The organism is Pseudomonas sp. SJZ079 (assembly GCF_007993865.1).
GTDB lineage: Bacteria > Pseudomonadota > Gammaproteobacteria > Pseudomonadales > Pseudomonadaceae > Aquipseudomonas.
Map to the genome: position 1 here is coordinate 15,160 of NZ_VIUH01000017.1, position 13,916 is coordinate 29,075.

Annotated in this window: 14 protein-coding genes; 5 read left to right on the top strand and 9 right to left on the bottom strand. The window is 64.0% G+C overall.

Features of this window, described 5'->3' with window-relative positions:
- The first annotated feature begins 22 nt into the window (after positions 1-22).
- A complete protein-coding gene (locus tag FBY03_RS15390) occupies positions 23-757 on the top strand; it encodes a hypothetical protein (protein WP_147173247.1) in 735 nt (244 codons plus the stop codon).
- A gap of 112 nt (positions 758-869) precedes the next feature.
- Here FBY03_RS15390 and FBY03_RS15395 read toward each other — a convergent pair whose 3' ends face one another.
- The 3 genes from FBY03_RS15395 to FBY03_RS15405 form a co-directional block, all read right to left on the bottom strand.
- The gene (locus tag FBY03_RS15395; protein ID WP_147173248.1) at positions 870-2,276 is read right to left on the bottom strand and encodes an aminoacyl-tRNA deacylase and HDOD domain-containing protein; all 1,407 of its coding nucleotides are present in this window, start codon (positions 2,274-2,276) and stop codon (positions 870-872) included.
- A 90-nt stretch (positions 2,277-2,366) separates the two neighbouring features.
- A complete protein-coding gene (gene recG, locus FBY03_RS15400; protein WP_147173249.1) occupies positions 2,367-4,442 on the bottom strand; it encodes an ATP-dependent DNA helicase RecG in 2,076 nt (691 codons plus the stop codon).
- A 7-nt stretch (positions 4,443-4,449) separates the two neighbouring features.
- Positions 4,450-5,376 carry a hydrogen peroxide-inducible genes activator gene (locus FBY03_RS15405; RefSeq protein ID WP_147173250.1) on the bottom strand — a complete coding sequence of 309 codons (927 nt, stop codon included), beginning with the start codon at positions 5,374-5,376 and terminating at the stop codon, positions 4,450-4,452.
- Between the two features lie 98 nt (positions 5,377-5,474).
- Here FBY03_RS15405 and FBY03_RS15410 point away from each other — a divergent pair, with 98 nt between their 5' ends.
- A complete protein-coding gene (locus tag FBY03_RS15410; RefSeq protein WP_147173251.1) occupies positions 5,475-6,338 on the top strand; it encodes an SDR family oxidoreductase in 864 nt (287 codons plus the stop codon).
- Positions 6,339-6,445: 107 nt separating this feature from the next.
- On the opposite strand, the gene FBY03_RS15415 is transcribed toward FBY03_RS15410, so the two are convergent.
- The 5 genes from FBY03_RS15415 to FBY03_RS15435 all read right to left on the bottom strand — a co-directional run bounded on the left by FBY03_RS15415 (position 6,446) and on the right by FBY03_RS15435 (position 11,073).
- Positions 6,446-6,826, bottom strand: coding sequence for a RidA family protein (locus FBY03_RS15415; protein ID WP_147173252.1), 381 nt, complete (start codon positions 6,824-6,826; stop codon positions 6,446-6,448).
- A 101-nt stretch (positions 6,827-6,927) separates the two neighbouring features.
- Positions 6,928-9,036: a bifunctional GTP diphosphokinase/guanosine-3',5'-bis pyrophosphate 3'-pyrophosphohydrolase gene (gene spoT / locus FBY03_RS15420; RefSeq protein ID WP_147173253.1), complete on the bottom strand. Its 2,109-nt coding sequence runs from the start codon at positions 9,034-9,036 to the stop codon at positions 6,928-6,930.
- 60 nt (positions 9,037-9,096) lie between these two features.
- A complete protein-coding gene (gene rpoZ, locus FBY03_RS15425; protein WP_147173254.1) occupies positions 9,097-9,360 on the bottom strand; it encodes a DNA-directed RNA polymerase subunit omega in 264 nt (87 codons plus the stop codon).
- A 117-nt stretch (positions 9,361-9,477) separates the two neighbouring features.
- Entirely contained in the window at positions 9,478-10,098 is a 621-nt protein-coding gene (gene gmk / locus FBY03_RS15430) for a guanylate kinase (RefSeq protein ID WP_147173255.1), read from the bottom strand.
- 111 nt (positions 10,099-10,209) lie between these two features.
- Positions 10,210-11,073 (bottom strand): YicC/YloC family endoribonuclease, encoded by an 864-nt coding sequence (locus tag FBY03_RS15435; RefSeq protein ID WP_147173256.1) that lies wholly within the window; start codon positions 11,071-11,073, stop codon positions 10,210-10,212.
- 141 nt (positions 11,074-11,214) lie between these two features.
- Between FBY03_RS15435 and rph the strand changes: the two genes are divergently transcribed.
- Together rph and FBY03_RS15445 are read left to right on the top strand one after the other, a co-directional pair.
- The gene (gene rph, locus FBY03_RS15440; RefSeq protein ID WP_147173257.1) at positions 11,215-11,937 is read left to right on the top strand and encodes a ribonuclease PH; all 723 of its coding nucleotides are present in this window, start codon (positions 11,215-11,217) and stop codon (positions 11,935-11,937) included.
- Between the two features lie 28 nt (positions 11,938-11,965).
- The gene (locus FBY03_RS15445; RefSeq protein ID WP_147173258.1) at positions 11,966-12,337 is read left to right on the top strand and encodes a DUF4870 domain-containing protein; all 372 of its coding nucleotides are present in this window, start codon (positions 11,966-11,968) and stop codon (positions 12,335-12,337) included.
- 60 nt (positions 12,338-12,397) lie between these two features.
- Here the strand turns inward: FBY03_RS15445 and FBY03_RS15450 are convergent, their stop codons facing one another.
- Positions 12,398-13,177 (bottom strand): exodeoxyribonuclease III, encoded by a 780-nt coding sequence (locus tag FBY03_RS15450; protein WP_147173259.1) that lies wholly within the window; start codon positions 13,175-13,177, stop codon positions 12,398-12,400.
- A gap of 92 nt (positions 13,178-13,269) precedes the next feature.
- Here FBY03_RS15450 and pyrE point away from each other — a divergent pair, with 92 nt between their 5' ends.
- Positions 13,270-13,911, top strand: a complete 642-nt coding sequence (gene pyrE, locus FBY03_RS15455; RefSeq protein WP_147173260.1) for an orotate phosphoribosyltransferase — start codon at positions 13,270-13,272, stop codon at positions 13,909-13,911.
- Positions 13,912-13,916 lie beyond the last annotated feature (5 nt).

Genomic DNA, 13,916 nt, shown 5'->3' on the forward strand with positions numbered 1-13,916 from the left:
GAGTCACTGCGGAAGCCTGCCAATGCGTTTTATCATCCTTTGTCTGTTGTCCGTCGCCAGCCTGGCGCACGCGGCGCCACCGAAAGCCGAAGCCTTCGCCCCGTTGTTCGAACTGGCCGGGATTCGCCTGCTCTGCGAGCAGAGTGCGCCGCTGCTGCAGCGTGGGCTGAGCGAGGCGCGGCAGGTCGAGCTGGGTCGGCTGTTTGCCGCCGATGCCCTGTGCCGGGACTTGGCCAAGCGCCTGGTCGGCAGGTTCGACCAGGCTCAGCTGCAGCAGGCGCAACGCTTGCTCGACAGTCCCCTGGCGCGGCGCTTCACCGCCGCCGAGCGCGCCGTCGGCGAAGACGGCGCCGAGGCGCTGACCAGCTACCGTGCACAGCTGGCAGCGCGACCGCCGCTGCAAGCACGCCTGGCGTTGGTACAACGCCTCGATGTCGCGGCGCACACTACCGCCCTGGCCGCGCTGCTGCGTTATGAGGTGGGCAAGACTCAGGCGCTGCTGGCGCTCAAGGCGCGTGGTGAAACCCTCGATGAGCGCGCCCTGAGCAAGCAAACTGCGGCCCAGGCGCAAGCGCTGCGTGCCTCCAGTGCCCAAGGGGTGGAGTCGTTCATGTTGTACGCCTATCGGCAGATGCCCAGCGAACAACTCGACGAGTATGCGGCTATGTATGAGCAGGCGGCGCTCCGGCTATTGCTGGAAAGCAGCGAGCAGGCACTGCCGGCGCTGTTCGCCGAGCGCCGGGCGCAACTGAAATGATTCGGCGTAGCCACTGAACGATCACCCAGCGCATAAGAAAGGAGCCTGAGTCGGCCCCTTAATTCTGTGCGTATGCGATCCGCCTGCGCCGTGCAAGACGGCCCTGCTCCGCTTATTGCGGCGAGTGGAATTGCGCGGCCAGCTCACGCAGCGCGACTTCGGCCGCGAGCACCTTGTCGACGGCCTCATCGGCCTTTTCGCGGCTCAGGCCCAGGCCGTCGAGCAGGCTCTGCGGGATTTCGCCTTGCGGGCCGGCGCCAATGCCGCGGTTGCGCAGCAAACTGACCGCCAGGCACACCAGGTTCGGGTAGACCGCATGCGGGCCGGCATAGTCGGGGTCATGTTGGAAGCGCAGGGCGCTGGCCAGCTCTTCCGGCATGTCCCAGTAACGCATCAGCCAGGCGCCAATCTGCTCGCGGCTAATGCCCAGCAGGTGCTGCTCGACATAGCTATGGGAGAGGTGCGGGTTGACCTCCAGGTGACGGCAGATCAGCGAGAAGTGTGGCGGGAAGACATGCGCCAGCAGCAGATAGCCGAAGTTGTGCAGCAGGCCGGCGAGGTAGGTCAGGCCGGCTTCCGGGCGCTGGGTGCGCGGCATGGCGCGGGTCAGTCCCTCGATCACCGCTGCGGTGTAGATGGCCTGCTGCCAATAGGGTGTAGCCTGCTGCGGATGGTCCTTGGGCAGGCTCAACGTCTTGCCCAGGGCCAGGCCGAGGGCCAGGTTGATCACCAGGTCGAAACCCAGCACGCGGACAATCGCGTCTTCCACCGAGCGGATCTTGCCGGGTGCGGCGTAGTAGGGCGAGGCCGCCCAGCTGACCACTTGAGCGGCCAGCGCCGGGTCGGTTTCCACCACGCCGGTGATGTCGTCCACCGTGGCGTCCGGGTCGACCCGCAGCTTGACGATCTTCTGCGCGGTTTCCGGCAGCGGCGGGATCTCGATGGTTTCTTCCAGGCGTTGCTGGATACGCCGCGCGGTGAAGGCCTGCACCGCTTGGCTGATCTCGGCGCGGTCATCGTCCGGGCGGTCGAGGTTCAGCTGGATAGTGCTCAGCGGCTCGCCGAAACGCGCCGCGCTGGCCTTGCTCAGCAGGCTCTTGAAGGCCTCGCTGGACATCTCCAGAAGTACGCCGGGCTGGCCGGACTCAATCAGCAGGCCCGGCACCTGAAGCAGGCGCTCATCGTACAGACAGGGTGAGCTGGTCAGCGGCGGCAGGCCGGGCAGCGTGCTCAGGCTGTGCTTGCCGAGCATGCGCTCCAGGCGCTCCGGTTTGACCGCGGTGAGTTTGCGCCCGGTCAGCTCGGCCAGGCGATTGAGGTCGAGTAGCTGGCTCTGCGGGTAGAGCACCAGCAAGGCGCCAACCGCATCTTCGAGCAACACCGCCTGCAGGCGCTGGGCGGCCGCTAGGCCTGAATGTTCGCTGCGCACCCGGTAGGCTAGGTCGAGCTTATCCAGCAGTTGCAGAATCACCGCCGGTGGTCGCAGCGTGGTGTCGGGGGCGAGGGCTACTTCGGTCATAACGAAATCCGGCTGAGGTGCAGTGAGCAGAAGTATAAACAGCAGTCCAGCCAAGCAACGGCTGAGGCGACGGCTGCACTGTGCGCTGGATCACACTTGGCCGTATTGCTGGCCATGGCGCAACCAGCGTTCCAGCAGCGGGCTGACATGTTGCGGCCAGTGGGCCAACAGGGCTTGGGCGGCGTCGCGCACCGCCGGCAACAGGTCGGCATCGCGCATCAGGTCGGCGACCTTGAATTGCAGCAGGCCAGTCTGGCGGATACCGAGCATTTCCCCTGGGCCGCGCAGCTCCAGGTCTTTTTCGGCGATGACGAAACCATCGCAGGTCTCGCGCATGATGCCCAGGCGTTGCCGACCCAGTTGCGACAGCGGCGGGTGATAGAGCAGCACGCAGTGGCTGGCGGCGCTGCCGCGACCGACCCGGCCACGCAGTTGGTGCAGCTGGGCCAGGCCCAGGCGCTCCGGATTTTCGATGATCATCAGGCTGGCATTTGGCACGTCGACACCGACCTCGATCACCGTGGTGGCGACCAGCAGTTGCAGTTGGCCCTGCTTGAACCGATCCATTACTGCGGCTTTTTCCGCGGGCTTCATGCGCCCGTGGATCAGCCCGACGTGCAGGCCACCGAGGGCGGCCGAGAGGTCTTCGAAGGTGGTCTCGGCGGCCTGGCAGGTCAGCTCTTCGGATTCTTCGATCAGGGTGCAGACCCAGTACGCCTGGCGGCCCTCATGGCAGGCCGAGCGCACCCGTTCGATCACCTCCAGGCGGCGGCTGTCGGCGACCAGGACGGTGTTCACCGGGGTACGGCCGGGCGGTAGTTCGTCGAGGATCGAGGTGTCCAGATCGGCGTAGGCGCTCATCGCCAGGGTGCGCGGGATGGGCGTCGCGGTCATGATCAGCTGGTGTGGACACAGGCGCCCGCCGACGCCTTTCTGGCGTAGCGCCAGGCGCTGCTGCACGCCGAAGCGATGTTGTTCGTCGATGATCACCAGGGCCAGGCGTTTGAACTCCACCTCGTCCTGGAACAGCGCGTGGGTGCCGACCACCATGGGCGTACCGTCGGCGATCTGCTGCAGGGCGGCGGCGCGCGCCTTGCCCTTGAGTTTGCCGGCCAGCCAGGCGACGTCGAGGCCGAGCGGCGCCAGCCATTTGCTGAAGTTGAGAAAGTGCTGTTCGGCGAGAATCTCGGTTGGCGCCATCAACGCGACCTGGTAACCGGCCTCCAACGCTTGCAGCGCGGCGAAGGCAGCGACAACGGTCTTGCCGGCGCCGACATCGCCCTGAATCAGGCGCAGCATGGGTTCGTCCTGGCTCAGGTCGTAGGCGATCTCGGCGCCCACGCGGGTCTGCGCGCCGGTCGGTGGGAAGCCCAGGTTACTGAGGAACTGCTGCGGCAGCTGCTTGGCGATGGGCAGGCGCGGCGCCTGTTGGGCGCGCAGGCTTTCACGCAGGCGTTGCAGTGACAGCTGGTGGGTCAGCAGCTCTTCGAAGGCCAGGCGGTGCTGGGCCCAGTGGCGACCCTCGGCCAGTTCTTCCAGGTCGGCATCCGCCGGTGGCCGGTGCAGGTAACGGATGGCCTGGTCCAGTGGGCTGAGTTGATAGTCGCGGGCCAGCTCGCGGGGTAGCCAGTCCGGCAGGCTGTGCGGGCCGAGTCGCGCCAGCGCCTGTTCGCTCAAGCTGCGCAGGCGCTGCTGGGTCAGGCCTTCGGTGGTCGGGTAGATCGGCGTCAGGGTCTGTTCCACGGCAATCGGTTCGCTGCCAGACAACGCACGGTATTCCGGGTGGTAGATCTCCAGGCCGGAGGAGCCGGGGCGCACCTCGCCGTAGCAACGCACCTGGGTGCCACGTTTCAGGCCCTCTTTTTGCGCCTGGCTGAAATGGTAGAAGCGCAGGCTGAGGGTGCCGCTGCCGTCTTGCAGGCGCACCAGCAGGCTGCGCCTACGGCCCATGACCACGTCAGCGCCGGCGACTATGCCCTCGACCACCGCATCCTGTCCGGGCCGCAGTGCACCAATCGGCACGATGCGGGTGCGGTCCTGGTAGCGCAACGGCAGGTGGAACAGCACGTCCTGCAAGTTTTCCAGACCGACCTTGGCGAGTTTCTCGGCCAGGGCGGCGCCGACGCCTTTGAGCGCCGTAACGGAAACCGCGGCCAGTTCGCTCATGCGCGGCTTAGGCCTTTTGCGCCTGGGGGCGGGCGACCGAGCACAGACGGATCGAGTCGCCCAGCATTTCAATGGCTTTCGGTCGCGGGAAGCTGGCACGCCAGGCGATGGCCACGGTGCGGAACGGCACCGGTGCGCTCAGCGGACGCACGTCGATGATGCCGGGCGCGTAATGGTGACTGTCCACGGCGGAGAGCGGCAGAATCGACACGCCGAGGCCGGAGGCGACCATGTGGCGGATGGTTTCCAATGAGCTGGACTCCACCGTGGTGTGCTTGGCGTGTTCTTCGCTGCCCTTGCGCAGGGTCGGGCAGGCTTCCAGGACCTGATCGCGGAAGCAGTGACCCTCGCCGAGCAGCAGCAGGCTCTTGTCGTTGAGCAGCTTGCTGTCGATGCTGTCCAGCGCCGCCCAGGGGTGGCCGGCCGGCATCAGGGCGTAGAAGGGTTCGTCATACAGCTGCATGGTCAGCACATCGGCTTCCTGGAACGGCAGGGCGATGATGATCGCGTCCAGCTCGCCGGTGCGCAGCTTGTCGCGCAGCACGTGGGTGAAGTTTTCCTCGATGTACAGCGGCATCTGCGGCGCCACCCGGTGCAGCTGCGGAATCAGGTGAGGGAACAGGTAGGGGCCGACGGTGTAGATGGCGCCGATCTTCAGCGGCGCGGTCAGCTGGTTCTTGCCGGCCTGGGCCAGTTCGCGGATGCCCTGGGCCTGTTCCAGCACTTTCTGCGCCTGGGTGACGATGCCCTCGCCGACCGGAGTCAGGCGCACCGCGCTCTTGCTGCGCTCGAAGATCAGCACACCGAGCTCGTCCTCGAGCTTCTTCACCCCCACCGACAGGGTCGGCTGGCTGACATGGCAGCGCTCGGCGGCGTGGCCGAAGTGTTGCTCCTGAGCGAGGGTGACGATGTAGCGCAGTTCGGTGAGGGTCATAGGGTTTATCCATTAAGTTACCGCTTAGCATAGCCTTTGCATTGCAATGAACCAACCGGGCTACACTGCGCCTCACGGATATTCTGGAGGCGATTGTGATGGATGCAGCGAGGCTGTTGATTGCCGGTTGCGGGGATGTCGGTAGCCGCCTGGGGCTGCGCCTGACCGATGCCGGCTGGACGGTGCATGGCCTGCGCCGCACGACAGCGGCGCTGCCAGCGCAGATTTTGCCGGTGGCTGGCGACCTGCAAGCCGATAGCTGTCCGGCCCAGTGGCCCACCGGCACGCTGGACTACCTGGTGTATTGCGCGGCGGCCAGTCAATACGACGAGCCGGGATATCGCGCCGCCTATGTCGAGGGTTTGCGTCGGGTGCTGAGTTGGTTGGCGCTACATGGGCAACGGCCGCGGCGTCTGCTGTTCGTCTCCAGTAGCGGGGTCTATGGCCAACAGCAGGGCGAGTGGATAGATGAGCTGTCGCCGGCCGCCGCAGAGGGCTTCTCCGGCCGGGTGATGCGCGAAGCCGAGCAGCTCGCGCTGCACAGCGATATCCCGGCGAGCGTGGTGCGCCTGAGCGGACTGTACGGGCCGGGCCGGCAGCGGCTGATCAATCAGGTGCAGCAAGGTTATCGGGTGGCGGCTGAGCCGCCGCTGTACGGCAATCGCATCCATGTCGAGGATGCCGCGGGTCTGTTGGCGTTCCTGCTGCAGGCCGATGCCCGTGGCGTGGCGTTGCAGGATTGCTATATCGGCGTCGATGACGAGCCGGCCGCGCTGCACGAAGTGGTGGCCTGGTTACGCCAGCAGTTGGGTGTCAGCCACTGGGCCGAGGAGTCGACGCTGGGCCGTGTCGGCAGCAAGCGTTGCAGCAATGCCCGCGCGCGGGCGCTGGGCTGGGCTCCGCAGTATCCGAGCTATCGCGAGGGTTATGCGGCGGTGCTGGCGAGCCTGACTGGGCAGTGAGCAGTGGGCTGGCGCCGCCGAGGCGCGCTGCGCTGAGCCGTAGTGTGGCGCAAGGATGCTGCGCTGGGCCCACAAAAGTGGCGGGGTGGCGAACCCCGCCGGGGTACTTAGTCGAGTACCAGAATAGCGTCCATTTCCACTGCGGCGCCGCGTGGCAGAGCGGCCACGCCGATGGCAGCACGAGCCGGGTAGGGTTGCTCGAAATAGCGCCCCATCACCTCGTTGACCTTGGCGAAGTGCGACAGATCGGTGAGGAAGATGTTCAGCTTGACGATGTCCTTGAACGAGCCACCGGCGGCCTCGGCCACGGCCTTGAGGTTTTCGAAGACCTGCACGGTCTGCGCCTCGAAGCCTTCGACCAGCTCCATGGTCTGCGGGTCCAGCGGGATCTGCCCGGACACATACACGGTGTTGCCGGCCTTGATCGCCTGGGAATAGGTGCCGATGGCGGCCGGGGCTTTGTCGCTATTGATAACGCTCTTGCTCATGAAATTCTCCTGGTGAGGGTAGGGGGCGTAGCCCGCCAAAGGATTTAGCGAGGGCGGTGGGCTCAAGCCCACTCTAATGGGAATGAGTTTTGGGCATGTGCTTAGGCGCGCACCCGGGTGATGCGAATGACCCCGGCGAGCGCGCGCAGCTTCTTGATCACGCGGGCCAGGTGCACGCGGTCGTGCACGCTGACTACCAGCTGCACGACGCTGATGCGACCATCGCGTTCGTCCATGCTGATCTTCTCGATATTGCCGTCGGCGGCGTTGACGCTGCCGGCCAGCAGGGCGATCAGGCCGCGCTGGTGTTCCAGTTCGATGCGCAGTTCGACATTGAATTCGCCGACCACATCCTTGGCCCAGGACAGCTGGATGCATTTTTCCGGGTTATGCCGGATTTCGCCGATATTGCGGCAGGTTTCCAGGTGCACCACCATGCCTTTGCCCGCCGACAGGTGACCGACGATGGGGTCGCCGGGGATCGGCGTGCAGCATTTCGCGTAGCTCAGCACCAGGCCTTCGGTGCCGCGGATCGCCAGCGGGCCCTCGGCGCTCGGCAGTTCCTCGCCGTCGCTGGCCAGTAGGCGGCGGGCCACCACGTAGGCCATGCGATTGCCCAGGCCGATGTCTTCCAGCAGGTCTTCGATGACTTCCAGGCGATACTCGGCGAGCACCGCTTGCACCCGTTCGTGGGTGAGTTTGTCCAGATGGCTGTTGAAACCGGCCAGCACCTTGTTCAGCAGGCGCTCGCCGAGGCTGATCGACTCGGAGCGGCGTTGCAGTTTCAGGGCGTGGCGAATGTGCGTGCGGGCCTTGCCGGTAACCACGAAATTCAGCCAGGCCGGATTCGGCCGGGCGCCGGGGGCGCTGACGATTTCCACCGTCGAACCGCTTTCCAGGGCTTGCGACAGCGGCGCCAGGCGGCGGTTGATGCGGCAGGCGATGCAGGTGTTGCCGACGTCGGTGTGCACCGCGTAGGCGAAGTCGACCGCGGTGGAGCCTTTCGGTAGCTCCATGATGCGGCCTTTGGGGGTGAACACGTAGACCTCGTCGGGGAACAGGTCGATCTTCACGCTCTCGATGAATTCCAGCGAGTTGCCGGCGCGCTGCTGCATTTCCAGCACGCCTTTGACCCATTGCCGGGCGCGGGCGTGGGTGCCCTTGGGCTGATCTTCTTCGTTGGACTTGTACAGCCAGTGTGCGGCAATGCCGTTGTTGGCCATCTCCTCCATCTCGCGGGTGCGGATCTGGATTTCGATGGGCACGCCGTGCATGCCGAACAGCGTGGTGTGCAGCGACTGGTAACCGTTGGCCTTGGGAATCGCGATGTAGTCCTTGAAGCGTCCGGGCAAGGGTTTATACAAGTTGTGCACGGCGCCGAGTACCCGGTAGCAGGTGTCGACCTTGTCGACCACGATGCGGAAGGCGTAGACGTCCATGATCTCGTTGAACGCCCGACGCTTGCCGCGCATCTTCTGGTAGATGCCGTAGAGGTGCTTCTCGCGGCCGAGCACATCGCCTTCCAGCCCTTCGCGGGCGAGGCAGTGGGTCAGCGATTCTTCGATCTTGTTGACGATTTCCTTGCGGTTGCCGCGGGCACGGCGTACGGCGATGCGGATGCGCTCGGAGCGCATCGGGTGCATGGCCTTGAACCCGAGGTCCTCGAACTCCACCCGCATGCTGTGCATGCCCAGACGATTGGCGATCGGCGCGTAGATCTCCAGGGTCTCCTTGGCGATGCGCCGGCGTTTCTCGCCGGACAGCACTTCCAGGGTGCGCATGTTGTGCAGGCGGTCGGCCAGTTTGACCAGGATCACGCGGATATCGCGGGCCATGGCCATGGCCATCTTCTGGAAGTTCTCGGCCTGTGCCTCGGCCTTGGTCTCGAAGTTCATCTGAGTCAGCTTGCTGACCCCGTCGACCAGCTCGGCCACGGTTTCGCCGAATTGCGCATGCAGCGCTTCCTTGGCGATACCGGTGTCTTCGATTACGTCATGCAGCATCGCGGCCATCAGGCTCTGATGGTCCATGTGCATGTCGGCAAGAATATTCGCCACCGCCAGGGGATGGGTGACGTAGGCTTCGCCGCTACGCCGGCGTTGGCCGTCGTGGGCTTGTTCGGCGTAGAAGTAGGCGCGCCGGACCAGATTGACCTGGTCGCTGCCGAGGTAGGTCGAAAGTCGATCGGCGAGGGCGTCTATGCTCGGCATGGATGTTCTCCGTACCGATTGTTATGACCCTGCGCCGTATGACGTCGACCCGGCATAAATTTACTGAGGCTCGTTGGCCTCTTCCTCGAATGCCGCAAACAGCGGTTCTTCTTCGACGATTTCGTCTTGCGCGATCACGTCGTAGTCGACCAGACCGGCGGCGATTTCACGCAGGGCGACCACGGTCGGCTTGTCATTTTCCCAGGCCAGCTTCGGCTCTTTGCCGCCGGTGGCGAGTTGGCGCGAACGCTTGGTGGCAAGCATGACCAGCTCGAAGCGGTTTTCAACGTTGTCCAGGCAGTCTTCGACGGTTACGCGAGCCATGGTGTTCCTCGTAGCAAAATGCAGATAAAGCTGGGCCCGAATGGGCGAGCGGACTAAAGAGTTTAAAAAAACCCCCGCATTAAGGGAAGCACTGATTTATCCGGGGGCAGCGGCTGCTCAGGCCAGCAGCTCGCTGAGCAGGCCAGTATGACGTTGCTGCTGCGAACTCTGCAGCAACTGGTTGGCGCGGAAGATGGCTTTCAGGTCGCTGAGCGCGTGGGCGAAGTCGTCGTTGATCAGCAGGTAGTCGTATTCGACGTAGTGGCTCATCTCGCTGACGGCTTCACGCATGCGTTGTTCGATGATTTCCCCGCTGTCCTGGCCGCGATTGGTCAGGCGATGGCGCAGGGCCTCCTGGGTCGGTGGCAGAATGAAGATCGATTTGGCCTGAGGCATCAGGCGACGTACCTGTTGCGCGCCCTGCCAGTCGATTTCCAGAATCAGGTCGAAACCTTCGCTCAGGGTTTGCTCGACCCACTTTTGCGAGGTGCCGTAGAGGTTGCCGAATACTTCGGCATGCTCGAGGAACTCGTTGTTGTCGAGCATGCCGTGGAACTGCTCGCGACTGGTGAAGTGGTAGTTCACCCCCTCCACTTCGCCCGGGCGCATAGCGCGGGTGGTGTGCGACACCGAGACGCGAATCAGCGCCTCGCTGTCGAGCAGCGCCTTGACCAGGCTGGTCTTGCCGGCGCCGGAGGGTGCGGAAATGATGTAGAGGGTGCCGGTGGTGAGGGTCATAGCAATTCTCGGGTCGGATCTGATTTACTCGCGTCGCTCGCTCGGCGGGTCAGCCTTCGGCTGTTACTCCGCTTCGCTCCAGGCCACGCGACATAGCCTAGCGCAGTCGTTTTATTCGATGTTCTGTACTTGTTCGCGCATCTGTTCGATCAGCACCTTGAGGTTGACCGCGGCCTGGGTGCTGCGTGGGTCGAAGGCCTTGGAGCCGAGGGTGTTGGCCTCGCGGTTGAGCTCCTGCATCAGGAAGTCCAGGCGTCGACCCGCGGCGCCAGCACTTTTCAGTACACGGCGTACTTCACTGGCATGGGTGGCCAGGCGGTCCAGTTCTTCGGCCACATCGCTTTTCTGCGCGAGCATCACCAGCTCTTGTTCCAGGCGTTGTGGATCGAGCTCGGCCTGCATCTCGCTGCAGCGGTCGAGGATCTTCTGCCGCTGCGTGGCGAGCATCTGCGGCACCAGTTCGCGCAGGGCGGCGACTTCAGCGGTGATGCTGTCCAGGCGTTCGTTGAGCAGTTTGGCCAGCTCGGCGCCTTCGCGGCCGCGGGCGCTCTTTAGTTGCTCCAGTGCCTGAGTGAACAGCGTCAGGGCGGCCTTATTGAGCGCCTGCGGGTCGGCGGCATCGGCCACCAGCACGCCAGGCCAGCCGAGCACCTCGAGCGGGTTGAGGGGCGCCGGTTGCTTGATCAGGCTGGCCACGCTCTCCGCGGCGGCAATCAGTTGCGCCGCGCGCTCGCGATCGACTTGCAGGGCCTTGCCGGCGCTGTCTTCGGCGAAGCGCAGGGTGCATTCGACTTTGCCCCGCGATAACCCTTGGCGCAGCAATTCGCGTGCGGAGCCTTCCAGGTCACGGAAGGCATCCGGCAGGCGCAGGTGCGCCTCCAGGTAACGGTGGTTGACCGAGCGCAGCTCCCAGCTCAGGGTGCCGTGGGCCGTTGCTTGTTCGGCGCGGGCGAAGGCCGTCATGCTGTGGATCATGGGGTAGACCTCTCGGTAAGTGGGGGCGAAAAACGCCGGATTGTAGCGCAGTGCGTCGGTCGCTCCCAATTCGACATGTTGTCGGCGCCTTACGCGCCCTATAATGCCGAACAGATTTCACTCCAGAGCAGGTATTCCTCGATGAAACGTCCCAGTGGCCGCGCCGCCGACCAGTTGCGCTCGATCCGCATCACCCGTAATTACACCAAGCATGCCGAAGGTTCGGTGCTGGTGGAGTTCGGTGATACCAAAGTGATCTGCACGGTCAGCGTCGAGTCTGGCGTACCGCGCTTTCTCAAGGGCCAGGGCCAGGGCTGGTTGACCGCCGAGTACGGCATGCTGCCGCGCGCCACCGGCTCGCGCAACCAACGCGAGGCGAGCCGCGGCAAGCAGGGCGGGCGCACCCTGGAAATCCAGCGGTTGATCGGCCGTTCGCTGCGCGCCGCGCTGGACATGTCCAAGCTGGGCGAGAACACCCTGTACGTCGACTGTGATGTGATTCAGGCCGACGGCGGCACCCGTACCGCATCGATCACCGGTGCCATGGTCGCGCTGGTCGATGCATTGCGACTGATCAAGAAGCGCGGCGGCCTTAAGGGTGGTGACCCGCTCAAGCAGATGATCGCCGCGGTATCGGTGGGCATGTACCAGGGCGAGCCGGTGCTCGACCTGGACTACCTGGAAGACTCCGCTGCCGAGACCGACCTCAACGTGGTGATGACCAGCAGTGGCGGTTTCATCGAAGTACAGGGCACCGCCGAGGGCGCGCCGTTCCAGCCGGAAGAGTTGAACGCCATGCTGGCCTTGGCGCACAAAGGCATGAGCGAGCTGTTCGAATTGCAGCAGGCGGCGCTGGCCGACTGATACGCGGTCAAGCATAAGGAGCGTGACGATGGGCGAGAACGAGCAAACGCCGGTGCCAATACCGAGTCAGGAAGCCCGGCAGTGGGCGATGTTCTGCCACTTCTCGGCCTTCCTCGGGTTCGTTTTCCCCTTCGGCAGTCTGATCGGCCCGCTGATCGTCTGGCAGCTGAAGAAGGATCTCGACCCCTTTGTCGACGGGCAGGGTAAAGAGGCGCTGAACTTTCAGATCAGTGTGGCCATTGCCTTCATGATCAGCGTGTTGCTGATGCTGGTGGTCGTGGGCTTCCTGTTGGCCAGCCTGATTGCCATAGGCGCCCTGGTCATGACGATCATTGCCGGGATCAAGGCCAACGAGGGGCAGGCCTATCGCTATCCATTCTGCTGGCGGCTGATCAAGTAGCTTGCTCCCCAGCCAACAAAAAGCCGGCATCGCGCCGGCTTTTTGTTGGCTGGGTATTGCTCACACGCTGAGCGTCCAGTCGTAGTCGACGGTCAGCGGTGAGTGCTGCGAGAACCGCGGCTGCCGCGGCAGCCGCGCGCTGCGCACGCTGCGGCGCATGCCGGGCGTGAGCAGCTGGTAGTCGAAGCGATAACCCAGATTGAGCAGCTCGGCCTGTTCGTTGTCCGGCCACCAGCTGAACTGGTCGCCCTCGCGGCTGACTTCGCGCAAGGCATCGACATAGCCCATGCTGCCGGTTACTTCATCCAGCCAGGAGCGTTCCGGTGCGAGGAAGCCGGGCGATTGCTGGCAGTCGCGCCAGTTCTTCACGTCGAGCTTCTGATGCGCTACGTAGAACGAGCCGCAGTAGATGTATTCGCGGCGCTTGCGGCGCTGCTTGTCGAGATAATGGGTGAAGTCGTCCATGAACTTGAATTTCTGGTTCAAATCCTCGTCGCCGTTCTGCCCGGATGGCAGCAACAGCGTGGCGATACTCACTTTGTCGAAATCAGCCTGCAGGTAACGCCCGTAGCGGTCGGCCATTTCAAAGCCGAGGCCGCTGATTACCGCCTTGGGTTGCAACCGCGAATAGAGTGCCACGCCACCTTGGCTTGGCACTTCAGCATCGCAGGCATAGAGGAAATAGCCATCCAGTTGGAGGGCTTGGTCGTCCAGTTCAAAGGCGGAGGCGCGGGTGTCCTGCAGGCAGATCACGTCGGCATTCTGTGCTTGCAGCCAGCTGAGCAAACCACGCTCGACTGCAGCATGAATACCATTCACGTTCACACTGATGATCCGCATAAATGGCCCCCAAAAACACGTGCGTGTATGATACCCGAGCTCGTCTCCATTAGGTGAGTTCCTAGCTAAATCCGTGCCGTCCGGGGCTTTTCATGCAAGCGTATCAGCGCGACTTCATTCGTTTTGCCATCGAGCGCGGAGTATTGCGTTTCGGTGAGTTCACTCTCAAGTCTGGGCGTACCAGCCCGTATTTCTTCAATGCCGGGCTATTCGACAGTGGGCTGGCGCTGGCCCGGTTGGGGCGTTTTTACGCCGCCGCGGTGGTCAATAGCGGATTGTCCTTCGATGTGTTGTTTGGCCCGGCCTATAAAGGCATTCCGCTGGCGGCAACCACCGCGGTGGCGCTGGCCGAGCATCACCAGCGTGACCTGCCCTGGTGCTTCAACCGCAAGGAAGCCAAGGCGCATGGCGAGGGTGGCACCCTGGTCGGTGCACCTCTGGCGGGTAGAGTACTGATCATCGACGACGTGATCACTGCCGGTACGGCTATCCGTGAGGTGATGCAGATCATCCAGGCACAGGGCGCGCAAGCCGCGGGCGTGCTGATTGCGCTGAACCGCCAGGAGCGTGGCCAGGGTGAGCTGTCGGCGATCCAGGAGGTCGAGCGCGACTTCGGCATGCCGGTAGTGAGCATCGTGTCACTCGAGCAGGTGCTTGAATACCTGGCAGACAATGCCGAACTCCAGCAATATTTGCCTGCGGTGCAAGCCTATCGCGCCGAGTACGGAATCTAACTCTT

Coding starts and splice junctions, on each gene's coding strand:
- FBY03_RS15390 (WP_147173247.1), top strand. CDS start 23: ATGCGTTTTATCATCCTTTGTCTGTTGTCCGTCGCCAGCCTGGCGCAC.
- FBY03_RS15395 (WP_147173248.1), bottom strand. CDS start 2,276: ATGACCGAAGTAGCCCTCGCCCCCGACACCACGCTGCGACCACCGGCG.
- recG (WP_147173249.1), bottom strand. CDS start 4,442: ATGAGCGAACTGGCCGCGGTTTCCGTTACGGCGCTCAAAGGCGTCGGC.
- FBY03_RS15405 (WP_147173250.1), bottom strand. CDS start 5,376: ATGACCCTCACCGAACTGCGCTACATCGTCACCCTCGCTCAGGAGCAA.
- FBY03_RS15410 (WP_147173251.1), top strand. CDS start 5,475: ATGGATGCAGCGAGGCTGTTGATTGCCGGTTGCGGGGATGTCGGTAGC.
- FBY03_RS15415 (WP_147173252.1), bottom strand. CDS start 6,826: ATGAGCAAGAGCGTTATCAATAGCGACAAAGCCCCGGCCGCCATCGGC.
- spoT (WP_147173253.1), bottom strand. CDS start 9,036: ATGCCGAGCATAGACGCCCTCGCCGATCGACTTTCGACCTACCTCGGC.
- rpoZ (WP_147173254.1), bottom strand. CDS start 9,360: ATGGCTCGCGTAACCGTCGAAGACTGCCTGGACAACGTTGAAAACCGC.
- gmk (WP_147173255.1), bottom strand. CDS start 10,098: ATGACCCTCACCACCGGCACCCTCTACATCATTTCCGCACCCTCCGGC.
- FBY03_RS15435 (WP_147173256.1), bottom strand. CDS start 11,073: ATGATCCACAGCATGACGGCCTTCGCCCGCGCCGAACAAGCAACGGCC.
- rph (WP_147173257.1), top strand. CDS start 11,215: ATGAAACGTCCCAGTGGCCGCGCCGCCGACCAGTTGCGCTCGATCCGC.
- FBY03_RS15445 (WP_147173258.1), top strand. CDS start 11,966: ATGGGCGAGAACGAGCAAACGCCGGTGCCAATACCGAGTCAGGAAGCC.
- FBY03_RS15450 (WP_147173259.1), bottom strand. CDS start 13,177: ATGCGGATCATCAGTGTGAACGTGAATGGTATTCATGCTGCAGTCGAG.
- pyrE (WP_147173260.1), top strand. CDS start 13,270: ATGCAAGCGTATCAGCGCGACTTCATTCGTTTTGCCATCGAGCGCGGA.